The organism is Rhizobium sp. P1_B8, assembly GCF_056406515.1.
The window spans coordinates 107,890-130,862 of record NZ_JBFTZZ010000001.1; the positions used below are offsets into that span (position 1 = coordinate 107,890).

Sequence of the window (22,973 nt, forward strand, 5' to 3'; positions counted from 1 at the left end):
AAGCCCGGTTCCGACCGGGCTTCTTTCTTTTTGCGGACGTTTCAATTTTCGCCTGGCTGGTCTAACTCTTGGCATCGTTTTGAAGCGTTGAGTGGAACCGTCATGTCCAAACCCCGCATTCTCGTCACCCGGCGCTGGCCAGCCACGGTGGAAGCCGTCCTTGCCGAACGTTTCGACGTGACGTTCAATCCTGACGATATTCCGCTCGGTGAAAACGAGCTAAGGCTGGCGCTCTCGACTTATGATGCCGTATTGCCGACGGTTTCCGATCGGTTGCCCGCCGCTGTCTTCGACGGCGTGCCTGTTGTCACCAAGATCCTTGGCAATTTCGGCGTCGGCTACAATCACATCGATATATCCGCTGCCAGGGAGAGAGGCATTGCGGTCACAAACACGCCGGGCGTGCTGACCGACTGCACGGCCGATATCGCCATGTTGCTGCTGCTCTCCGTTGCCCGGCGCGGCGGTGAGGGCGAGCGGCAGGTACGCGCTGGTGCATGGAAGGGCTGGTGCCCGACGCATATGGTCGGCGCCAAGGTGACCGGGAAGACGGTCGGCATCATCGGTTTCGGCCGAATCGGCAAGGCCTTCGCGCAACGCTGCCATTTCGGCTTCGGCATGGACGTGGTGTTCTTCAACCGTTCGCCGGTCGATCCACCGGAGGCGGCGCGTTACGGCGCGCGGCAGCTGCCGACGATCGAGGCCGTGCTGGCGGTGGCTGATTTCGTCTCGCTGCATTGCCCCGGTGGAGCGGAGAACCGACACCTGATAAATGCGGCACGGCTTACGGCGATGAAGCCGGGCGCCTTTCTCATCAATACGGCGCGTGGCGACGTGGTGGATGAGGCGGCGCTGATTGCAGCGCTCAAGGCGGGCACGATCCGCGGCGCCGGGCTTGACGTCTACGAGGCGGAACCTGATGTCCCGGAGGCGCTGCGGCGGATGGAGAACGTCATGGTGCTGCCGCATCTCGGCAGCGCCACGGAAGAGACGCGGACCGCCATGGGCATGAAGGTGGTCGACAACGTGACGGCGTTTTTCGAGGGCAGGGATGTGCCGGATCGGGTGGTTTAGCGACCAGCCGCCAACGCCATCTCACATCTCGTGCAGCACATGCGTGGCCTTCACGGCGGCTGATGCGCGGTTCTCGACGCCGAGCTTCACATAAATCTGTTCGAGGTGCTTGTTCACCGTCCGCGCCGACAGTCCCAATATTTCGCCGATGTCGCGGTTGGCCTTGCCCTTGGCAATCCAAAGCAGCACTTCGGATTCGCGCTGGGTGAGCGAAAAGCGCTGGCGCAGCACTGCGTCGTCGCTGCGCTGATTGGCGGCAGTGAGGCGAAAGAGATATTCGTCAGGGCCGATCGCGCCGAGGAAGGCGAGCTGCAGCGCCGCTTGGCCGGCATGGGCAACGGAGATGATGCCGTCGCGCACCGCGGCGACGCGGTCGCGCATCCAGCCGGCGATATGGTGGACGACGATTTCCATGCCGTCGTCGCTGCCCATGGCCGCATTGACCAGCCGTGTGGCTTGCGGCGTTGACCAGTGGATGGCACCGTCGCCCTTGACAGCCAGCAGATGGCGGCCGGCCGCGTCCAGCGCGATGCGGGCGCTTTGGGCCGAGCGAGCGTTGCGCAGATGGACACGGATGCGGGCGCGCAGTTCATCGATGTTGATTGGCTTGCTGAGATAATCGACGCCGCCGGATTCCAGCGCGTGCACGACATGCTCGGTCTCGGTCAGGCCGGTCATGAAGATGACAGGCACCTGTGCCACCGCGGCATTCGCCTTCAGCCGACGGCAGGTCTCGAAGCCGTCCATGGCGGGCATCACCGCGTCGAGCAGGATGATATCGGGCGTGATGCGCTCGACGATACCAAGTGCGGCCGTGCCCGACGTGGCGATCAGCACCGAGAAGCCGGATTGTTCGAGTGCGTCGGTCAAGAAGCCGAGTGCTTCGGCCGAGTCGTCGACGAGCAGAACGATGTCGCGGGGGAGGGCCGGCTCAGGCAATGGGTTCCACCTTTTCGTCGAAGTCGTGCAGGAAGGTCATGAAGCCGGCGAGATCGAAGGCGGCGACATAGGCGCGAAGTTCCTCTGTGAATGGCTGATTTGCCTCCACCTTGGCAAGGTCGGAAAGCTTGGCTTCGATACCTCTGATATAGCCGATCTCGCCGAGCCGCAGCAATTCCTGGATATGGGCAGCGCCTGGGCTCAGCATCGGCGCTTCGATCTTAACAGGAACGGCTGGCGCGGCATCGGCAAAGATCCATTTCAGGCCAAGATGCAGGGCGAGCTTGTCGCGCAGCTGGCGGATGTCGACCGGCTTGCCGATCGCATCGTTATGGCTGTCGTCACTGTCGCTGAGAACCGCCGCATCACCGATATTGGCCGAAAGCATCAGCACTGGCGCCGTCTGACCGGCCTCGCGCAGACGCGAGACGAGCTGCCAGCCGTTCATGCCGGGCATCAGGATATCGACAAGGAAGAGGTCCGGTATGATGCCCTCGATCAGCGTCAGGCATTCGCCGCCGCCTGCCGCCGTCAGCACGATGAAATCGAGCGGCGCCAGGATTTCGCGCATCATCTCGCGGTGGTCCTCGTTGTCGTCGACGACCACGACCGTGCGGCGCGGGCCGTCGTAACCGACGATGCGCTTCTCTTGCGGTGCGGCGGCCACGGCGCGCATGACGGCGGACAGCATCAGCCGGACGCGGAAGGTCGAGCCTTCGTCCTTCACGCTCGAAACCGAAATCTCGCCGCCGAGCGTGTTGGTCAGAAGCCGGGTGATGGTGAGGCCGAGGCCAAGCCCCGGCATTGGCCGCACGCTTTCAGCCTCGCCGCGCTGGAAGGGTTCGTAGATGCGGGTCAGGTCTTTCTCCGTGATGCCGCGGCCGGTGTCAGTGACGGTGAAGGTCGCGACTTGGCTGCGATAGCCGACATCGAAGGTGACGCTGCCTTCGTCGGTGAACTTGATGGCATTGGAGAGCAGGTTGACCAGGATCTGGCGCAGGCGCTTTTCGTCGGTACGGACGAACTGCGGCAAGGCCGGCGAGCGCTCATGGATGAAGGTGAGCCCCTTTGCCTGCGCCTGCGGGCGGAACATATCGACGATCTGGTCGAGGAAATCCTGGATGTTGATCTCGTTGGAATAGACCTGCAGGCGGCCGGCCTCGATCTTGGAAATATCGAGCAGGCCGTCGATCAGCCCGGAGAGGTGTTCGGCGCTGCGGCGAATGACCTTGATCGAGGATTGGCGCGGCGCCGGGATGGTCTCGTCGCGTTCGAGGATCTGGGCGTAGCCGAGTACGGCGTTCAGCGGCGTGCGCAGCTCATGGCTGAGCCCGACGACGTAGCGGCTCTTGGCGCGGTTGGCGGCCTCGGCCGTCTCCTTGGCGTTCTGCAGGGCGGCGTCGGTCTTCTTGTGGGCGGCGATTTCCTTGAGCAGCAGCGTGTTCTGGCGCGAGGATTCCTCCTCGGCAACGACGCGGCTGTCATGGGCGAGCACATAGAACCAGCAGACAACGCCTGAGATTACCGAGAAGACGAAGAAGACGATGAAGATGGTGCGGTTGACGACTTCGGCGGTCGCGGGTGAGGCGGAGGCGACCTGATGGGCGATCATCGCCAGGATCGCGCCGATGGCCGTCAATGCGAGCACGACGGCGATGCCGTAGCGGCCGAGGCGCGTCGTCAGCTTCCCCAGAATGGTTTCCGGCAGCAGCGCCTTGGCGACGGTGCCGACCTGCGCGTTGAAACGGGCGGCGGGCTTGCACATATCGTGGCAGCGGCTGTCGAGCGAACAGCAGAGCGAGCAGATCGGCGCGGCGTAGGCCGGGCACCAGGCCATGTCCTCCGGCTCGAACGGGTGTTCGCAGACCGAGCAGGTAATGCTCGTCAGGTTCTTCCAGCTCTGGCGCGGCTTGCGGGCGAGGTAGAACTTGCCCTTCGTCGCCCAGGCGATGACAGGCGAGGCGATTAGGGCGATGACGAGGGTGATGTAGGGGGCGAGCGAGGCGGCGATGTCGCCGAAGGCACCGAAATGGGCGATCAGCGACACCGTCGCCGACAGCGTCATGGCGCCGAGGCCGACCGGGTTGATGTCGTAGAGGTGGGCGCGCTTGAACTCGATGCCGGGGGGAGCAAGGCCCAGCGGCTTGTTGATGAAGAGATCGGCGGAGATCGTGCAGAGCCAGGCCATTGCGATAATCGAGAAGATGCCGAGCGTCTCCTCCAGCAGCCGGTAAATGCCGAGTTCCATCAAAAGCAGGGCGATTGCGACGTTGAAGACCAACCAGATGACGCGGCCGGGATGGCTGTGGGTCAGCCGCGAGAAGAAGTTCGACCAGGCGAGGGAGCCTGCATAGGCATTCATCACGTTGATCTTCAGCTGCGAGACGACGACGAAGGCAGCCATCAACAGCAGCGCCGCATTGTGCCAGGGGACCATGTAGCCGAAGGCGGTCAGATACATCTGCGCCGGGTCGGCGGCGCGATCGAGGGGCACACCCGAGGTGAAGGTCAGCACGACCAGGAATGAACCGGCAAGCAGCTTCGGGGCGCCGATGATGACCCAGCCGGGCCCGGCGAGAAAGATCGCCAGGCGATGGCGCCACTTGCGCTGTGGATCCGGCGGCAGGAAGCGCAGGAAGTCGGCCTGTTCGCCGATCTGCGACATCAGCGCCAGGATGACGGCAGAAGCAGCGCCGAACTCCACCAGATCGAATTCGGCGATGGTGCCGGGCGGACCGGAGGCATGGCGGATGCCGGCAAAGGCGCGCCAGAGATCGAATTTTTCCCAGTCCAGCAAGGCGATGAAGATGAAGGGTAGGATATTCAGCACGATCCAGAAGGGCTGGGTCATCAGTTGGAACTTGCTGATCAGCCGCACGCCGTGCGTCACCAGCGGGATGACCATGACGGCACTGATGATGTAGCCGATCCAGAGCGGGATGCCGAGGGTGAGCTCCAGCGCTCCGGACATGATCGATGCCTCGATCGCAAACAGCATGAAGGTGAAGCTTGCATAGATCAGCGAGGTGATGGTCGAGCCGATATAGCCGAAGCCCGCGCCACGCGTCAGAAGATCGATGTCGACGCCGTGGCGGATGGCGTAGCGGCTGATCGGCAGGCCGATCGCCAGCATGGCGACCGAGGCGACGATAATGGCGTAAAAGGCGTTGGTGGTGCCGTAGGAGAGAGTGATCGCGCCGCCGATCGCCTCCAGCGCCAGGAAGGAGATCGCGCCGATCGCCGTCTGCGAGATGCGCTGCGAGGAGAAATGGCGAGCGCTCTTTGCGGTGAAGCGCAACGCGTAATCTTCCAGCGTCTGGTTGGCGACCCAGCGATTGTATTCGCGTCTCACCGGAATGATGCGTTGGCGCGCTGCCATGTCTTCCTTTCCGGCATTCCGGTTGGGCTCATCGTCTCTCTGGCAGTTTTGGCGGGATGGTTGGGAAAGGCAAGAGGCGGGCACCGACTGGTTCACAGAATGGCAATATATTTGCAATTGATCCGTCGCATAAGAGCTCTAACTCTCCCGGCGTTCCTTCAACCATTTCGGGTATCACCATGTCTGTTTTAAGCCTCTGCCGCCTGAGCACCGCCCTCGTCTGCCTTCTTTCGATCGTGCCATCGCTTGCCAGCGCCGAGCAGGCCACAGCGGCCAAAGTTCCTTATGTGGAGGCCGGAAACACCAACAAGCGCGGTGACGCCTGCTTCTCGACGGCAGACACCAACGCCGCCGTTCACCTTCTCTCCGGCTTCCTCGAAATCTGGACTCCGCGCACGCCTTTCGTCGATGCGGGTGTCGAGGCCCCGGCCAAGGACAATTGCCCGGCTGTCGCCAAGACGGATTGGGACGGTATTCCCGCCAGCAAAACCGACGGCCATATCGTCAACCAGGCCGTCCATGATGCGAACATCGCCTATGTCGTCAATGCGACGCGGGCGCGGACGGCCGATCAAGCGGTGGCCGCCTATCTCGACGATCGGCGCGGCAAGAATGCCAGTATCGTCGACGGCCTCGGCCCGCTAACGGATGCCTGGAAGGCCGGCTCGAAGCAGATCACCACGATCACCGCGGTGGCGGTCGATGCGACGACGGTCAAATACGACGACAAGGGCAACAATCGCGGCGCCGGCAGCAAGCCGGACGCGGAAAACAAGACCGATGCCAACCCCGACATGGGCCTTGCAATCGACTTCATCAACGCCGCAAGCGGTGACGGCTCGACGGAACCGGCCAAGCGCTATTTCAAATATGGCCGTCCCTATCGCTGGAGTCAGGACGTGTCGGTCGTCCCGACGCTGGAGCCCGCCAAGAGCGGCAAGCCGGTCGAGGACGGCGGTTTCCCCAGCGGGCATACGGCTGAAGCCTGGCGGGATGCGCTCGCCATGGCTTACCTCGTGCCGCAGCGCTTTCAGGAAATGATCACGCGCGCCAGCGAACTGGGTGAAGACCGCATCCTCGCCGGCATGCATTCTCCTCTCGACGTGATGGGCGGCCGCATGCTCGGCACGGCTACGGTCGTCTACAATCTGAACAAGGCCGACAATGCGGCGCTGAAGGGCGATGCTTACGCCCAAGCGCAGTCATGGCTTATCGCCAAGTCAGGCGTTGCAGATGCGGGCGCGCTCGAGGTCGCGGCCCATGCAGCACCGCTGGCTACAGATCGTTTCGCCGATCATGACGCCAATCGCATTTACGTGCTGCAGCGCCTGAGCTACGGCCTGCCGGCGATCCATGCGACTGATCAGCCGGCTCGCGTGCCGCAGGGCGCCGAAGCGCTTCTCGAAACGCGTCTGCCCTATCTGGACGGCGAGCAGCGCCGCGACGTGCTGAAGACGACGGAGATCGCCTCCGGCTACCCGCTCCTCGACGATGCGGAAGGTTACGGCCGTCTCAACCTGTTTGCCGCCGCCGACGGTTACGCTGCGTTCGAACAGGAGGTGACCGTGACGATGGACGCGGCAAAGGGCGGGTTCAATTCGATCGACACCTGGCGGAATGACATTACCGGCAAGGGCAGGCTGGTGAAGCGCGGCAACGGCATCCTCGGGCTTTCAGGCGCCAACAGCTATTCCGGCGGCACCGTGCTGGAAGAGGGCGCGCTGGTGGCCTTGTCGCAGTCGGCCTTCGGTCGTGGCGGGCTGACGGTTAATGGCGGCTCGCTCGTTCTGGCGGCCGACAAGCCTTTGACCGTGAGCGGTAACTATCAGCAACTCGCCAATGCCACGGCGAAGTCGGCGCTCGGCGAAAACGGCGCGGGCACGCTGGTTGTCGAAGGCAAGGCAGTGCTGGCCGGCGACCTCGACGTGACGATTGCCGATGGCTATGCCCCAACGCCCGGAACGAAGATCGAAATCCTGAAGGCGAGTGCCGTGACTGGCACCTTCGGCAAGTTCACTGTCTCCGGCCACAAGGCGACCCTCTCCTACGGCCCGACATCAGTTACCTTGACGATCGACGGATAATTTCCGGTATCGAGACAGGGCATCTCCCGCTATGGGGATGCCCTTCCTTCCCTGGTCTGCCTGTTTGACCCCCGCGCCTACGTCATTTTGCGTATGTGTTTTTGCGCTGCAGCGCCCGATAGTCCCTTAAGCAACAGTTAATCTCCGTTTCCGGCCTGTTGCGGAACAAGAAGAGGGGCTCAACCAGATGAATCTCAGAACTACTATTACGGGCGCTGCACTCGGCGCCGTCATGGCGGCCTCGGCTGCCTTCAGCGGTGCGGTTGCCGCCGACGACACGATCAAGGTCGGCATTCTGCACTCGCTTTCCGGCACCATGGCCATCTCCGAGACCACGCTCAAGGACGCCATGCTGATGCTCATCGACGAGCAGAACAAGAAGGGCGGCCTTCTCGGCAAGAAGCTTGAGGCCGTCGTCGTCGACCCGGCTTCCGACTGGCCGCTGTTTGCCGAAAAGGCACGTGAGTTGATCCAGAAGGACAAGGTTGCGGCCGTCTTCGGTTGCTGGACGTCCTCGTCGCGCAAGTCCGTTCTGCCGGTTTTCGAAGAGACCAACTCGATCCTCTTCTACCCGGTCCAGTATGAAGGCGAAGAGTCCTCGCGCAACATCTTCTACACCGGTGCTGCTCCGAACCAGCAGGCCATTCCTGCTGTCGACTACTTGATGGAAAAAGAGGGCGTCAAGCGCTTCGTTCTCGAAGGTACGGACTACGTTTATCCGCGCACGACCAACAAGATTCTCGAGGCATATCTGATTTCGAAGGGTATTCCGAAAGAAGATATCATGACCAACTACACGCCGTTCGGCTTCTCCGACTGGCAGACCGAAGTTTCCAAGATCAAGGAATTCGGTTCGGCCGGCAAGAAGACCGCCGTCGTCTCGACGATCAACGGCGATGCCAACGTTCCCTTCTACAAGGAACTGGGGAACAAGGGCATCAAGGCAACCGACATTCCCGTCGTCGCCTTCTCGGTCGGCGAAGAAGAGCTTGCCGGTCTCGACACCAAGCCGCTCGTCGGCCATCTCGCTGCCTGGAACTACTTCGAGTCGGTCGAAAGCCCTGCCAACAAGAAGTTCATCAAGGACTGGCACGCTTTCACCAAGAACGACAAGCGCGTGACGAACGACCCGATGGAAGCCGCCTATATCGGTTTCAACGCATGGGTTAAGGCCGTCCAGGCTGCCGGCACGACCGACACCGACAAGGTTCTCGACACCATCATCGGCGTCAGCGTTCCGAACCTCTCCGGCGGTTATGCGACCGTCATGCCGAACCACCACATCACCAAACCGGTGCTGATCGGTGAAATCCAGGCCGACGGCCAGTTCGAAATCGTCCAGCAGACACCTGCCGTCGTCGGTGACGAATGGTCGGATTACCTGCCTGATTCCAAGGACCTGATCTCCGATTGGCGCAAGCCGATGTCCTGCGGCAACTTCAACGTTGCTACGGGCAAGTGCGGTGGCAAGGGTTCCTGAGTACGGCCCCGATCCAATGATTGCCTGAAGGCTTCCGTCCGGGTTTGATCCCGGGCGGAAGCTCCGTCCCAGCGATTGCGCCGCGAGGCCAACACTATCAAGGGCGAGAAAGCCGATGTATCGCGCCATAAAGATTTTCCTCATCACGGTTTGCCTGACATTTTCGGGCCTGACATTTTCGGGCGTGATAATCTCGAGCGAAGCCCAGGCTCAGGACGATATCCATGTGCTCATCGACGCGCTCGGCGTCGGCGACTTCCCGGAACGCGAAGCGGCCATCAAAGCGCTGGTCGCCTCCAAGGACCAGCATGTCAGCCAGATCCTGCAGCAGTTGAGCGACGGCCTTCTCTACGTCAATTCTGATGGCGGCCCGGTTCTTCTCCAGGGCGGTACCGATGACGAACCGACCTATTCCGATCCGATCACCGGCGAACTCGCTGCAGATGTCGATCCGGATCTGATGACGAAGGTCAAGATCAACAACGCGCTTCGCGGCGTCATTAGCGCCGCCACCAGCCAACTGACCCTGATGAGCCCGGACCGTTCCGCGCGGCTTGCCGCGGCGCAGGGCCTCCTGAAAGATGCCGACCCCGCCAATCTCGACCTGCTGAACTCGGCGCTGGCGGCCGAAAAGGACGCAGAGATCAAGAATACGATGGAAGCGGCGCGCGCAGTGCTGCTGCTCAAGACGGATGCGAGCGTCGAAGACAAGAAGGCTGCGATCGATACGATCGCAGCGCGCGGCAATCGCGATGCGCTGACCATCCTCACGACCACACTCGAAACCGCGCCTGAAGACCTGAAGCCGGCGATCCAGGCGGATATCAGTTCCATCAATCGCAGCCTGGCGCTGTGGGATATCGTCCAGAACATCTGGTACGGATTGTCTCTCGGCTCGGTGCTGCTGCTTGCCGCGATCGGCCTTGCCATCACCTTCGGCGTCATGGGCGTCATCAACATGGCGCATGGCGAAATGGTGATGATCGGTGCCTATACGACCTATGTCGTGCAGGAATACATAACCTCCGCCTTTCCTGAGCTTGCCGATTATTCGCTGGCCTTTGCTGTGCCTGCGGCCTTCGTCTTTACCGGCTTCGTCGGTCTGTTGATCGAGCGCGCCGTGATCCGCTATCTCTACGGTCGGCCGCTCGAAACGCTGCTCGCCACCTGGGGTGTGTCGCTGATCCTGCAGCAGGCGGTGCGCAGCATTTTCGGCCCGACCAACCGCGAGGTCCGCAATCCGACCTGGATGTCCGGCGTATTCGATCTCGGCGGGCTCTCCATCACCTGGAACCGACTGTGGATCATCGTCTTTTCGATGGTGGTCTTTGTGGCGCTGCTCCTGCTGCTCAAGCGGTCCGCCTTTGGCCTGCAGATGCGCGCCGTTACGCAGAACCGCCGCATGGCATCGTCGATGGGCATCCGCACCGGTTGGGTCGATGCCTTCACCTTCGCGCTCGGCTCGGGCATTGCCGGCATCGCCGGCGTGGCGCTCAGCCAGATTGACAACGTCTCGCCAAACCTCGGTCAATCCTACATCATCGACAGCTTCATGGTCGTCGTCTTCGGCGGTGTCGGCAATCTCTGGGGTACGCTGGTCGGTGCACTCTCGCTCGGCGTCGTCAACAAGTTCCTCGAGCCCTTTGCCGGCGCCGTGCTCGGCAAGATCCTGGTGCTCGTCCTCATCATTCTCTTCATCCAGAAGCGTCCCCGCGGGCTCTTCGCACTCAAAGGAAGGGCGGTGGAAGCATGATTACGGCCTTCCTTCTCCGATCACTCGATCGCAAGATCGTCATTGCCATCGCCCTCCTGCTTCTGGTCGCGGTCCTCGTGCCGGTCCTGAACCTGATGACGAAGCCGACCAATCCGCTACACGTGCCGACTTATATCATGTCGCTGTTCGGCAAGTATCTGACCTATGCGCTGCTGGCGCTGGCGCTCGACCTCGTCTGGGGCTTCTGCGGCATCCTCTCCCTCGGCCACGGTGCCTTCTTTGCGCTCGGCGGCTATGCGATGGGCATGTATCTGATGCGCCAGATCGGCACGCGCGGCAGCTACGGAGATCCTGTTCTGCCCGACTTCATGGTGTTCCTGAACTGGAAGGATCTGCCTTGGTTCTGGTACGGCTTCAACCATTTCTGGTTTGCGGCGCTGATGGTCCTCGTCGTACCCGGTCTGCTCGCCTTCGTCTTCGGCTGGTTTGCCTTCCGCTCACGCGTCAACGGCGTCTATCTCTCGATCATCACCCAGGCGATGACCTACGCGCTGCTGCTGGCCTTCTTCCGCAACGACATGGGCTTCGGCGGCAATAACGGCCTTACTGATTTCAAGGACATTATCGGTTTCAACGTACAGGCTGACGGCACGCGTGCAGCCCTCTTTGCCGCAACTGCGATCTTCCTCGCTCTATCGCTGATGATCGCTTCGGCGATCGTACGCTCGAAGTTCGGCAAGGTGCTGGTCGGCGTGCGCGATGCCGAAAGCCGCACGCGCTTCCTCGGCTACCGCGTCGAGCATTTCAAGCTCTTCACCTTCGTCGTCTCGGCGATGATGGCGGGCATTGCCGGCGCGCTCTACGTGCCGCAGGTCGGTATCATCAATCCAGGCGAATTCGCCCCTGCCAATTCGATCGAAGTCGTCATCTGGACCGCGGTCGGCGGGCGGGCGACGCTGATCGGGCCGATCATCGGCGCGATCCTCGTCAACGGCGGCAAGACGATCTTCACCGGCCTCTTCCCGGAGTTCTGGCTGTTTGCACTCGGCGGTCTCTTCGTCGCCGTCACGCTGTTCCTGCCGAAGGGCGTCGTCGGCACGATTTCGCAATATCTCGGCAAGCGGAAGCTTGTCTCCAAGGCGGCCCCACCGGCGGCTGAGGAAGACGGTATCGAGCCGAAAATCCAGGCAGCGGAGTGAGCGCCATGATTCCCGACGTCAAACCCAATAGCGTGCTTTATCTCAACGGCGTCTCGGTTTCCTTCGACGGCTTCAAGGCGCTGAATTCGCTGTCGATCGTCATCGAGCCCGGTGAACTCCGCGCCATCATCGGCCCGAACGGCGCCGGCAAGACGACGATGATGGATATCATCACCGGCAAGACCCGGCCCGATGAGGGTGAGGTGTTCTTCAACGGTACGATTGATCTCACCAAGAAGGATGAAGCCGATATCGCTCAGCTCGGCATCGGCCGCAAGTTTCAGAAGCCGACAGTCTTCGAAAGCCATACGGTGTGGGACAATCTGGAGCTGGCGCTGAACCGACGTCGTGGTGTGTTCTCGACGCTGTTCTACCGGCTTTCGGGCGAGGACAAGGCACGCATCGAGGAAATCCTCGACACGGTGCGGCTGACGCACCGCCGCGACGAATTCGCCGCCAATCTCTCGCACGGGCAGAAGCAGTGGCTGGAGATCGGCATGTTATTGGCGCAGGAGCCGAAGCTTCTGCTCGTCGACGAACCGGTGGCCGGCATGACCGATGCGGAGACTGCGGAAACCGCAATCCTGCTCAAGGATATCGCCAAGACCCGGTCGGTCGTCGTCGTCGAGCACGACATGGGCTTCATCCGCGACCTCGGCGTCAAGGTGACGTGCCTTGCGGAAGGCTCGGTGCTGGCGGAGGGGTCGATCGATTTCGTCAGCTCCGATCCGAAGGTGATCGAGAACTATCTGGGGCGGTGAGGGATGATGGGTCCATTGAATGTTGGGGAGGGGTCTATTGCGGACCCACAAAGATTCAGGAGACGGCATCATGCTGACAGTTGAAAACGCAAACCTGCATTATGGCGCCGCTCAGGCGCTGCGCGGCATCTCGATCAAGGCCGAGATGGGCAAGATCACCTGCGTGCTGGGGCGTAACGGCGTGGGGAAGAGTTCTCTTCTGCGCGCCGTTACCGGCCAGCATCCGCTGTCGGCGGGCACGGTCACCTTCAACGACACCAGGCTCAACGGCCTGCCGCCCTTTGCCCGCGCCAAGCAGGGCATCGGCTATGTGCCGCAGGGGCGCGAAATCTTCCCGCTGCTCACCGTCAAGGAAAACCTCGAAACCGGCTTTGCCCCGCTTGGCCGCCGCGACCGCAACATCCCCGATGATATCTTCAGTCTCTTCCCGGTGCTGAAGTCGATGTTGTCACGTCGCGGCGGCGATCTTTCCGGCGGGCAGCAGCAGCAGTTGGCGATTGGGCGCGCCATGGTGACGCGGCCTAGGATTCTCGTGCTCGACGAACCGACCGAGGGCATTCAGCCCTCGATTATCAAGGACATCGGCCGGGCGATCCGCTACTTGCGTGACTCCACCGGCATGGCGATCCTTCTCGTCGAACAATATCTGGATTTCTGTCGAGAGCTCGCCGACTACGTCTACATCATGGATCGCGGCGAGATCGTCCATGAAGGGCTTGCCGAAACGCTGGATACACCGGAGGCCCGCCGCCATCTGACTGTCTGACCGGCAAACGCCGCATTTTGCAGCAAGGGACACGGAGCCTGGAAAATCTTCCTCTGCCTCTGCTGGTCTGCTCCAGACGGCATAGGAATTGCTTGCTTTCCGTCATCCGCGCGATTGAATGAAAACGGTGGCGCGACCGAAAGGGACGATATGACGACCGTGGCGGCGAGTACGAGACCGCAGAGAGCGGAAGGGCGCGGGCATCTGGCGGCGAAGCTGTTCGATGGCCGCACGCGCATTCGTGAACTCTATCAGGAAGGGGCGGCGAAGATCCGCCTGCCGGATACCTTCGATGCCTCGATGGAAGCAGTCATCATCAACACAGCAGGCGGACTGACGGGCGGCGACCGGATGGACTGGAGCGTTGATGCCGGCACCGGCACGCGTATCGACGTTACCACCCAGGCTTGCGAGAAGATCTACAAGGCATCGGCCGGTACCGCCGAGGTGACGACCAGCATCAAGGTTGGAGCTCAAGCCCGTGTCGACTGGCTGCCGCAGGAAACGATCCTCTTCGACCGGGCAGCGCTTTCCCGCCGCTTGGATGTCGATCTTGACGAAGACTCCGAATTTCTGGCCGTCGAAGCCGTGCTGCTCGGCCGCAAGGCAATGGGTGAGACGGTGGAGACCGGGTTGTTTCGCGACCGCTGGCGCATCCGCCGCTCGGGGCGGTTGATCCATGCCGAAGAACTGAGGTTGTCCGACGGCGTAGCGGCCCTTGCCGCGCGCCAGGCCGTGCTCGGCGGGCAGGTGGCGTTTGCGACGCTGCTTTATGCCGGGCCGCTTTCGGAAGCCTATCTTGGCAAAGTCCGGCCGCTCGTCGAAGGATCGATGGGCGGTGCAAGCGCCTGGGACGGCAAGCTCGTTGTTCGCCTTGCAGCAGCCGACGGCTTCTCACTCAGAAAAATCCTGATCCCGATCATTTCCGCCTTGCGAAATGGTGCGCCTGTGCCGAAAGTCTGGAATCTATGAATCTGGAGCATGATGCCGAAAAGTGTGAGCGGTTTTCGGGCGACGTCATACTCTAACTCTTTAATGTAGAACAGGATCATCCTGTTCCAGGCATGAAGCAGATGGGCAAGCAATGAACCTCACTCCGAGAGAAAAAGACAAGCTGTTGATATCAATGGCGGCGATGGTGGCACGCCGGCGGCTGGAGCGCGGCGTCAAGCTGAACTATCCCGAAGCGATCGCGTTGATCAGCGATTTCGTCGTCGAAGGCGCTCGCGACGGTCGCCCGGTTGCCGAGCTGATGGAAGCCGGCGCCCATGTGATCGGCCGCTCCCAGGTGATGGAGGGCGTTGCCGAGATGATCCACGACGTGCAGGTGGAGGCGACGTTCCCGGATGGAACCAAGCTCGTCACCGTGCACGAGCCGATTCGGTGAGGAGATAGGAATGCTCGAGCTCAGGCCCAATTGCGAATGCTGCGACAAGGATCTGCTGCCTGATAGCACTGAGGCACGGATCTGCACCTATGAATGCACTTTCTGCGCGGATTGCGTGGACGGTGTGTTGAAGGGTGTCTGCCCGAACTGCGGCGGCAATCTCGTCGCGAGACCTATTCGGCCGGCGGCCATGCTTGCTAAAAATCCGGCTTCGAGGAAGCGTGTGCTGAAGGCCGAGGGCTGTGCGCCCAAGGCGGCTTAAGGAGGACGAGATGATTCCAGGTGAGATCATTGCCGCAAGCGGCGACATCGAACTGAATGCCGGCGCGCAGACGGTGACGCTGGAGGTTTCCAATACAGGCGACCGACCGGTGCAGGTCGGCAGCCACTATCATTTCGCCGAGACCAATGCCGGGCTTTCCTTCGATCGCGCGGCGGCGCATGGCAAGCGGCTCGATATTCCGGCGGGAACGGCCGTGCGCTTCGAGCCGGGGCAAACGCGCTCGGTGACGCTGATCCCACTTTCCGGCAAGCGCGAGGTCTATGGCTTCCGTCAGCTGGTGATGGGTAAGCTTTAAGAACAATAGGCTGGAGGAATGCATGCGTTTGAATGTCTGCCTCGTCGGGGCGGCGATGCTGCTGACGGCAGGTGCTGCCTCCGCTCAGGATATCGATTGCAACAATCCCAAGACGCAATCGGACATGACTGGCTGCGAGGCGGCGCGCCATGAGGTCGCCGACAAGGCGCTGAATGCGCAATACAAGAAGACCCGGGCCGCGATGGTGGCGATCGACAAGGATCTCGACGGCGATATGAAGGGCGCAGAGCAGGCGCTGGTCAAGGCGCAGCGCGCCTGGATCGATTATCGGGACGCCGAATGCGACGCCTTCGGCTTTCAGGCCCGTGGCGGCACGATGGAGCCGATGCTGGTCGCCGGATGTCTCGCCAACATCACGGACAAACGTACAAAAGAGCTGAAAGAGCTCGAAGACACGATGAGCAATTAAGGTGATCAGGAAGATCATGATCGTCGGCAATGGTGAGATCGCGGAGGCAGAGGCAGGCATCATCGATGCCGCCGATTTCGTCGTCCGCTTCAACGATTGCCGCTCCTATGACACCGGCGGCCGGCGCACGGATGCCGTCGCAGTCTGCAATACCGGCCGGCCGGCGAAGGCGATGCTCGGTTCTCTTGAGTGGCGCGCTCATCCCGGCGTCGTTTCGGCTCGCGAAATCTGGAGCGTGCGCGACCCGGAAAAATTCGCCTCGATGCGGGCGCCGCTTGCCGTCTCGCATCCGGAACTCGAAGATTTCTGCGACGACTATACCGATGAGTTTAGCGCCTTCTGCGTCGACACCGACAAGGCGCACATCGTCATCGGCAAATCGGTTCACGAGGCCGTCGATGCCTCGCTTTCGGCCCTTGCTCCGGCGCCCTATGTCGTGCCGAGCAGTGGCATGATCGTCATTGCCGAGGTTTTGAACACATATGCCGAGGCCGAGGTGGTACTTGCCGGCTTCGGCCACTCCGGCTGGGAATGGCACCCATTTGCGGCCGAACGACAGCTTGTCGATAGTTATATTGCCGCCGGCCGCCTCACGCGGCTTGGCGGAGATACACCTGTTTCTTCCTCCCAAGGAGCCTGATGGATGCCCTATAAGATCTCGCGCGCCGCCTATGCCGGCATGTTCGGACCGACCACCGGCGACAAGGTGCGCCTTGCCGATACGGAGCTTTTCATCGAGATCGAGAAGGATTTCACCACCTATGGCGAGGAGGTGAAGTTCGGCGGCGGCAAGGTGATCCGCGACGGCATGGGCCAGAGCCAGGTGACGCGGGCGGATGGCGCGGTCGACACGGTCATCACCAATGCGGTGATCGTTGATCATTCGGGCATCTACAAAGCCGATATCGGGCTCAAGGACGGGCGCATCGTTGCGATCGGCAAGGCGGGCAATCCCGACATGCAGCCTGGCGTCAATATCATCGTCGGCCCGGGCACGGAGGCGATCGCCGCCGAAGGCAAAATTATCACCGCCGGCGGCATGGACAGCCATATCCATTTCATCGCGCCGCAGCAGATCGAGGAAGCGCTGATGAGCGGCATGACCTGCATGCTCGGCGGCGGCACGGGACCGGCGCACGGCACGCTTGCCACCACCTGCACGCCCGGTCCCTGGCATCTCGCGCGCATGATCGAGGCGGCCGACGCCTTTCCGATGAACCTTGCCTTTGCCGGCAAGGGCAATGCCTCGCTGCCGGGGGCGCTGACCGAAATGGTGCTGGCCGGCGCCACCTCGCTGAAACTGCACGAGGATTGGGGCACGACGCCAGGAGCCATCGACTGCTGCCTGTCGGTTGCCGACGAATACGACGTGCAGGTGATGATCCACACGGATACGCTGAACGAAAGCGGTTTCGTCGAGGATACGATCGGCGCCATCAAGGGCCGCACCATCCATGCCTTCCACACGGAAGGGGCGGGCGGCGGCCACGCGCCTGACATCATCAAGATCTGCGGCCAGCCAAACGTCATTCCGTCGTCGACCAATCCAACACGGCCCTATACGGTCAATACGATCGCCGAGCATCTCGACATGCTGATGGTCTGCCACCATCTGTCGCCGTCGATTCCCGAAGACATCGCCTTTGCCGAAAGCCGCATCCGCAAGGAAACAATCGCTGCCGAAGATATTCTGCACGATATCGGCGCCTTCTCGATCATTTCGTCCGACAGCCAGGCGATGGGCCGCGTCGGCGAAGTGGCGATCCGCACCTGGCAGACGGCCGACAAGATGAAGCGTCAGCGCGGCCGGCTGAAGGAGGAGAAGGGTGACAACGACAATTTCCGCGTCCGCCGCTATATCGCCAAATACACGATCAACCCGGCGATCGCCCATGGCCTCAGCCGTGAGATCGGCTCGGTCGAAGTCGGCAAACGTGCCGACCTCGTGCTGTGGAATCCGGCCTTCTTCGGCGTGAAGCCCGACATGGTGCTGCTCGGGGGCTCGATCGCGGCCGCGCCGATGGGTGATCCAAACGCTTCGATCCCGACGCCGCAACCGGTGCACTACCGGCCGATGTTTGCCTCCTACGGCAAGAGCCTCACCAATTCCTCCGTCACCTTCGTCAGCCAGGCGTCGCTCGATGCCGGCCTGAAGGGCCGGCTCGGCGTCGCCAAGGAACTGGTCGCGGTGAAGAATACACGCGGCGGCATCTCCAAGGCATCGATGATCCACAACGACCTTACACCCGAGATCGAGGTCGATCCGGAAACCTACGAGGTCAGGGCGAACGGGGAATTGCTGACTTGCGAGCCGGCGACGGTGCTGCCGATGGCGCAGCGCTATTTCCTATTCTAGACCCACGTCCGATGTGCAACGGGCGGTTCCGATGAGGACAGGTATCCGCTGGTTGTTGCGGATCGTATTCCTGCTTGTGCTTTTGGTGGCCTGCGGAACCTTCATTCCCCGGCCGCTGATTGCGCCGGTCAAGGCGTCGTCCGTCGCAGTGACACATCGGATTCTTCTGCTGTCGGGACCAATCCATACCGATATTGCCATTCCGCTCGACGAGGAAACGCGGGCTGCCTTTTCCTTCCTCGGTAATACCGATTTTCCGCTCGCCCATCCGAATGCGGAGTGGCTCATTATCGGCTGGGGCGGTCGTGCTTTCTATCTGGAAACGCCCACATGGGCGGAACTGAAAGCACTGCCGGTGCTGCGCGCGCTGACGATCGACCGTTCAGTGCTGCATGTGGACCTTGCCGGTCATATCACCGAGCCGCAGTCCAACGTCGCGGCATTCAATGTCAGTGACGATCAATTGATGCGGCTGCGCGACTTTATCTCGGACAGTTTCGTGCGCGACGCGGGCGCGGTCGTGCCGATCCCGGATGCGGGCTACGGCGAGATCGACCGGTTCTTCGAGGCAAAGGGATACTTCAATGCGCTCTTCGGCTGCAATACCTGGACTGCCGCTGCCCTCCGCTCGGCCGGGCTTCGAACCGGCTTATGGAACCCGTTTCCACAAGCATTGCGATTGTCTGTTGCTGTCTACAATTGAAGCAACCGTCGGGCCATCCCGCTCTTAAAGTGAATTGTGAACAGCACTCTCCATCCGGTTGTAAAAATCGGTGAAAAAATCGCTGTTTTCCCCAGCTAAACCATTCTGGAACAACGGCACTGCACAATTGAATAAATCAGTTATATATCAATAGCTTAAGTGTATCTCGATAGTGTTCGATTCAGGGATTGGAAAGCTGCATCCCCTGCTAGAAAAATTCTGTCCACCGAATCGTCCAAAGTGGCTCGAATTTTAACGAGTTGATTAAGACCCCCGCAGCAATTGGGCTCTTATCAATGCCTTGAAACGCCGGGCAAGAAGGTTGATTCTCATGAGAAACTGGATTTCGCTGCAGGCCGATTTTGGCGATCTTCAATACCGCAGGAACGTCTATGTCTTCGCCCTGAAGATGAGCTTTCTTGCCGTCATTCTCTCCGGCGTCATTATTGCGCTGACGATGCCGTCGCTCGATCTTCTCGGACTTTTGCCGGTGACGCTCGCACACGCAATTGGCTTCAGCGCGATCTTTTCCTGGCTGATCGGCGGCACGGTTTCCGGCATGCTGTCGCTGTTTGCCGGCTTTGCCATGCGCGATCTTGCGCTCTCGCGGGCGGAATTCGAAAAGCTGAGCCGCACGGATACGCTTTCGGGACTGCACAACCGGCGTGCCTTTACTGAGGCGCTCGATAACGTCGATAGCAACGCGTCGCTGGTGATTTTCGACGTCGACCGTTTCAAGGCGATCAACGACCGCTTTGGCCACGGTTGCGGCGATGCCGTCATCATCGCAGTTTCGGCCATGCTGACATCCGCCTTCGATGAGATGTCCGTCGTCGCACGCCTGGGTGGCGAGGAGTTCGGCGTCATCGTCTCCGGCGAACCTCTAGAGGCGCGGATGGAGCGGATCGAGGGTGTCCGGGCTCGGATCGCTAGCGGCGCCATCAAGGCAGAGGGGCACGAGATCCGCATCACCGTTTCCGGCGGTGTTGCCGATCTGGTCACCGGGCGCCACAAGCAGGCGGTCTATGCCTCCGCCGACCGGGCGCTCTATCTCGCCAAGGCGCTCGGGCGCAATCGCGTCGTACACGAACGGGAAGGCCTTCATCACGCCTGGCACGGGCTCGTCGATAACGGCGTTGATGGCGAGAACAGAGGCCCGGAGAGCGACAATGTGATGCAGGCTTACGGAATATAAAAGCCCAAGCCGGACGAAAGGCCATTGGTGCTTGCATCGGGAAGAGCTATTTTGCATGGTCGTCCTCTCAGCAAAACGGACATGTCATGCAGCGCGTCACCTCCTATCTTCCCGCCGGAACCCCTTCCTCCCACCCGATCGCCCAGGTCAAGCTGCCGCATGATCTGCGCCATCTGCGCCGCAAGCTGCTGCATCTGGAAAATGGCGAGATGGTCATGCTCGATCTCAAGGATCCGGTGCTTTTCGCCAATGGCGACCTGCTGGTGCGCGACGACGGCGAACTGATCGAGATCCTCGCCGCCGACGAGAAACTTTTCGAAATCCGCGGTCGCGACCGCACCCATCTGGTCGAGCTCGCCTGGCATCTCGGCAACCGGCATCTTGCCGCTCAGATCGAGGAAGACCGCATCGTCATCCTCCGCGATCATGTCATCCGCACCATGCTGCAGGGCCTCGGCGCCGTCGTCCTCGAGATCGACGAGCCGTTCCAGCCGGCGCGGGGCGCCTATCATTCTCAAGGCGGGCATTCGCATGGGCATGATCACGATCACAATCATGACCACGGGCATGACCACGGGCATGATCATAGTCACAGCCATGACCATGATCACGAACATGGCTATGAGCATGAGCATGAGCACCGCCACGATCGCGGTCATGATCATGACCACAAGCACGACTGAGCCTTGATGACCAGGGATCGCGAGCTGCAGGCATTGCTGCGCCTGACGGCATGGCTGTCACCAGCCTTTCCGATCGGAGGCTTTGCCTATTCGGGCGGGCTGGAGCGGGCGGTGGCCGACGGGCTCGTTACGGATGCGGCCTCGCTTGCGGCCTGGATCGGCACGCTGGTCGGCAATGGTTCGGCCTGGAACGATGCGGTGCTTCTGGCCGAAAGCCATAGGCAACAGGCACAGCCCGCACGCCTTGCCGAAGTCGCTGCACTCGCCGAGGCGCTGGCCGGATCACGCGAGCGGCATCAGGAAACGATGCTGCTCGGCGAGGCTTTCCTCGCAGCGGCGCGGGCCTGGCCGGACGGGGTGTTCGAGCGGCTACCTGACAAGGTCGCTTATCCCATTGCGGTCGGGGCGGTTACAGGCGCCCATGGCATAATGCCCGAGAAGGCGCTCGCCGCCTTTCTGCATGCCTATGTCTCACAAGCGGTTTCATCCGGCATCCGCCTCGGTGTCGCCGGGCAAAGGGATGGCCTCGCCGTTCTTGCCGGTCTGGAAGACCATATCGCGGAGGTCGCCCGGCGGGCGGCAGCCTCGGCGCTTGACGATCTGGGTTCGGCGACGGTGCAGGCCGATATTGCCAGCCTGCGCCACGAGACGCAGGCGACGCGGCTGTTCCGTTCGTGATTGTCTGAAATTATCGCTGTGGCTGCGTCATTTGACGGTGGCGCCGGCGGGCGGCTTCGCTATCATCAAGGTTCGATTGGAGTAAGGAATATGAAATCAAGAAACGGACCTTTGCGTGTCGGCATCGGCGGGCCGGTCGGCTCGGGCAAGACGGCGCTGACCGAAAAGCTCTGCAAGGCGATGCGCGACGACTATTCTGTCGCCGTCGTCACCAACGATATCTACACGACAGAGGATGCCGAGGCGCTGGTGCGGATGCAGGCATTGCCTTCGGACCGCATCGTCGGTGTCGAAACGGGCGGCTGCCCGCATACAGCCATTCGCGAGGATGCGACGATCAATTTGCAGGCGATCGCCGGCCTGAACCAGCGGATTCCCGATCTCGACGTCGTCTTCATCGAATCCGGCGGCGACAATCTGGCGGCGACCTTTTCGCCCGATCTTGCCGATATCACCATCTATGTCATTTCCGTTTGCCAGGGCGAGGAAATCCCGCGCAAGGGCGGGCCTGGTATCACCCGGTCGGACCTGCTCGTCATCAACAAGAAGGATCTGGCGCCTTATGTCGGCGCCGATCTCGAGGTGATGGACCGGGATGCGACGCGCATGCGCGCTTCGCGCCCCTTCGTCTTCTCCGACATGAAGCGCGGCGACGGTGTCAGCTCGATCGTCAGCTTCCTCAGGGAGCAGGGCGGTCTCTAGATCCAGATTTTAGGCCGGATCAAAGTCGAAGAATTAGAGGATGATATCGTCCGAAAACCGCTCACACTTTTCGGCATCATGCTCTGACGGTTAGATCCGTCGGAGCAGGTTGACGTCGCTGATGGCGATCGTCCGGCCGCGCACCGTGACACCTTTCGTCTTCAACGCCGAGAAGGCGCGCGAGAGCGCCTCCGGTGCGAGGCCAAGTTTGCGGGCGAGCAGGTTTTTCGGAAAGGGCAGCCGCAGCGAAGCGGCCGCACCGTTCTCGGCGCAGTGGGTCAGCAGATAATGCGCCACGCGCTGCGGCGCGGTCTGCATGCGGTCGCTTGCCAGGCATTCCATCATCGAGATCAGATGCAGTGACAGGCTGCGCGTGATCGCCTTGCCGATCCGCGGCCGCTCCTCCAGCAACAGCCGAACCTTTGCGATATCAAAGCACGCCAGCACGGCATGATCCATTGCTTGCGCGCCGTAGTGATAGGTTTCGTCGGCGTGGATCAGGCATTCCGCGAAGCTGTCGCCGGGCTCGCAGATGCGGATATCGGCCTGCCTGCCGTCGCCGTTGCGACGATAGAGCCTGACATAACCGCTCAGCACGCAATAGAAATAGGCCGCCTTGTCGGCCTCCTCGATGAGAACGTCATGCGGGTCGCAGAGGCGAACGGTGGCGCAGGCGCGCAGGGCTTCAGCCTCGTTGTGGTCGAGCCCGGCCATGAGGGCGGCCCTGGCGAGCACAGCGGCCTCTTGGCCGTTGAATGTCAGCGTCCTGTTCATCTCCCGGTCTCCTGATATGGCCGGTCTTTCCAATTCCATGTGCATGCCGGGCAAAATACGGGAAGGAGATGGCGGTGGATTTGATTTCGGT

At 61.5% G+C, this 22,973-nt stretch carries 22 protein-coding genes; 19 read left to right on the forward strand and 3 right to left on the reverse strand.

Features of this window, described 5'->3' with window-relative positions; translation table 11 throughout:
* The first annotated feature begins 102 nt into the window (after positions 1-102).
* A complete protein-coding gene (locus AC1D2N_RS00505; RefSeq protein ID WP_130758892.1) occupies positions 103-1,074 on the forward strand; it encodes a 2-hydroxyacid dehydrogenase in 972 nt (323 codons plus the stop codon).
* 21 nt (positions 1,075-1,095) lie between these two features.
* Here AC1D2N_RS00505 and AC1D2N_RS00510 read toward each other — a convergent pair whose 3' ends face one another.
* Together AC1D2N_RS00510 and AC1D2N_RS00515 are read right to left on the reverse strand one after the other, a co-directional pair.
* Positions 1,096-2,013: a response regulator transcription factor gene (locus tag AC1D2N_RS00510; protein WP_028733275.1), complete on the reverse strand. Its 918-nt coding sequence runs from the start codon at positions 2,011-2,013 to the stop codon at positions 1,096-1,098.
* On the reverse strand, positions 2,006-5,392 hold the full coding sequence (locus AC1D2N_RS00515) for a hybrid sensor histidine kinase/response regulator (protein ID WP_447011515.1): 3,387 nt from the start codon (positions 5,390-5,392) through the stop codon (positions 2,006-2,008). The genes AC1D2N_RS00510 and AC1D2N_RS00515 overlap by 8 nt, the downstream gene beginning before the upstream one ends.
* 179 nt (positions 5,393-5,571) lie before the next feature.
* On the opposite strand from AC1D2N_RS00515, the gene AC1D2N_RS00520 reads away from it, so the two are divergent.
* From AC1D2N_RS00520 to ureG, 18 genes are all read left to right on the forward strand, one after another.
* Positions 5,572-7,476 (forward strand): acid phosphatase, encoded by a 1,905-nt coding sequence (locus AC1D2N_RS00520; RefSeq protein WP_130758890.1) that lies wholly within the window; start codon positions 5,572-5,574, stop codon positions 7,474-7,476.
* Positions 7,477-7,663: 187 nt separating this feature from the next.
* Positions 7,664-8,956 carry an urea ABC transporter substrate-binding protein gene (gene urtA, locus AC1D2N_RS00525; RefSeq protein WP_026230747.1) on the forward strand — a complete coding sequence of 431 codons (1,293 nt, stop codon included), beginning with the start codon at positions 7,664-7,666 and terminating at the stop codon, positions 8,954-8,956.
* A 115-nt stretch (positions 8,957-9,071) separates the two neighbouring features.
* Positions 9,072-10,709: an urea ABC transporter permease subunit UrtB gene (urtB, locus tag AC1D2N_RS00530; RefSeq protein WP_018446882.1), complete on the forward strand. Its 1,638-nt coding sequence runs from the start codon at positions 9,072-9,074 to the stop codon at positions 10,707-10,709.
* Complete coding sequence (gene urtC, locus AC1D2N_RS00535) at positions 10,706-11,869, forward strand: urea ABC transporter permease subunit UrtC (protein WP_446949300.1); 1,164 nt, start codon at positions 10,706-10,708, stop codon at positions 11,867-11,869. The genes urtB and urtC overlap by 4 nt, the downstream gene beginning before the upstream one ends.
* Before the next feature lie 5 nt (positions 11,870-11,874).
* Positions 11,875-12,630, forward strand: a complete 756-nt coding sequence (gene urtD / locus AC1D2N_RS00540) for an urea ABC transporter ATP-binding protein UrtD (protein WP_018446880.1) — start codon at positions 11,875-11,877, stop codon at positions 12,628-12,630.
* Positions 12,631-12,700: 70 nt separating this feature from the next.
* Positions 12,701-13,396 carry an urea ABC transporter ATP-binding subunit UrtE gene (urtE, locus tag AC1D2N_RS00545; RefSeq protein WP_003581844.1) on the forward strand — a complete coding sequence of 232 codons (696 nt, stop codon included), beginning with the start codon at positions 12,701-12,703 and terminating at the stop codon, positions 13,394-13,396.
* Positions 13,397-13,546: 150 nt separating this feature from the next.
* Positions 13,547-14,368 carry an urease accessory protein UreD gene (locus AC1D2N_RS00550; RefSeq protein ID WP_130758888.1) on the forward strand — a complete coding sequence of 274 codons (822 nt, stop codon included), beginning with the start codon at positions 13,547-13,549 and terminating at the stop codon, positions 14,366-14,368.
* A gap of 112 nt (positions 14,369-14,480) precedes the next feature.
* On the forward strand, positions 14,481-14,783 hold the full coding sequence (locus AC1D2N_RS00555; RefSeq protein WP_018243290.1) for an urease subunit gamma: 303 nt from the start codon (positions 14,481-14,483) through the stop codon (positions 14,781-14,783).
* A 10-nt stretch (positions 14,784-14,793) separates the two neighbouring features.
* A complete protein-coding gene (locus AC1D2N_RS00560; protein WP_018446878.1) occupies positions 14,794-15,045 on the forward strand; it encodes a DUF1272 domain-containing protein in 252 nt (83 codons plus the stop codon).
* A 10-nt stretch (positions 15,046-15,055) separates the two neighbouring features.
* Complete coding sequence (locus AC1D2N_RS00565; RefSeq protein ID WP_018243288.1) at positions 15,056-15,361, forward strand: urease subunit beta; 306 nt, start codon at positions 15,056-15,058, stop codon at positions 15,359-15,361.
* A gap of 22 nt (positions 15,362-15,383) precedes the next feature.
* Entirely contained in the window at positions 15,384-15,791 is a 408-nt protein-coding gene (locus tag AC1D2N_RS00570) for a lysozyme inhibitor LprI family protein (RefSeq protein WP_130758887.1), read from the forward strand.
* Between the two features lie 16 nt (positions 15,792-15,807).
* Positions 15,808-16,431 (forward strand): Urease operon accessory protein, encoded by a 624-nt coding sequence (locus AC1D2N_RS00575; protein WP_130759089.1) that lies wholly within the window; start codon positions 15,808-15,810, stop codon positions 16,429-16,431.
* 3 nt (positions 16,432-16,434) lie between these two features.
* Positions 16,435-18,147 carry an urease subunit alpha gene (gene ureC / locus AC1D2N_RS00580; protein WP_018243285.1) on the forward strand — a complete coding sequence of 571 codons (1,713 nt, stop codon included), beginning with the start codon at positions 16,435-16,437 and terminating at the stop codon, positions 18,145-18,147.
* Positions 18,148-18,178: 31 nt separating this feature from the next.
* Entirely contained in the window at positions 18,179-18,850 is a 672-nt protein-coding gene (locus AC1D2N_RS00585) for a TIGR02117 family protein (protein WP_130758886.1), read from the forward strand.
* 331 nt (positions 18,851-19,181) lie between these two features.
* Positions 19,182-20,045 (forward strand): GGDEF domain-containing protein, encoded by an 864-nt coding sequence (locus AC1D2N_RS00590; RefSeq protein ID WP_130758885.1) that lies wholly within the window; start codon positions 19,182-19,184, stop codon positions 20,043-20,045.
* A gap of 86 nt (positions 20,046-20,131) precedes the next feature.
* Positions 20,132-20,728 (forward strand): urease accessory protein UreE, encoded by a 597-nt coding sequence (locus tag AC1D2N_RS00595; protein ID WP_018446872.1) that lies wholly within the window; start codon positions 20,132-20,134, stop codon positions 20,726-20,728.
* 6 nt (positions 20,729-20,734) lie between these two features.
* Entirely contained in the window at positions 20,735-21,406 is a 672-nt protein-coding gene (locus AC1D2N_RS00600) for an urease accessory protein UreF (RefSeq protein WP_018243281.1), read from the forward strand.
* Positions 21,407-21,496: 90 nt separating this feature from the next.
* On the forward strand, positions 21,497-22,108 hold the full coding sequence (gene ureG, locus AC1D2N_RS00605; RefSeq protein WP_003590582.1) for an urease accessory protein UreG: 612 nt from the start codon (positions 21,497-21,499) through the stop codon (positions 22,106-22,108).
* Positions 22,109-22,198: 90 nt separating this feature from the next.
* Here ureG and AC1D2N_RS00610 read toward each other — a convergent pair whose 3' ends face one another.
* Positions 22,199-22,882 (reverse strand): Crp/Fnr family transcriptional regulator, encoded by a 684-nt coding sequence (locus AC1D2N_RS00610; RefSeq protein ID WP_130758884.1) that lies wholly within the window; start codon positions 22,880-22,882, stop codon positions 22,199-22,201.
* Positions 22,883-22,973: the final 91 nt, after the last annotated feature.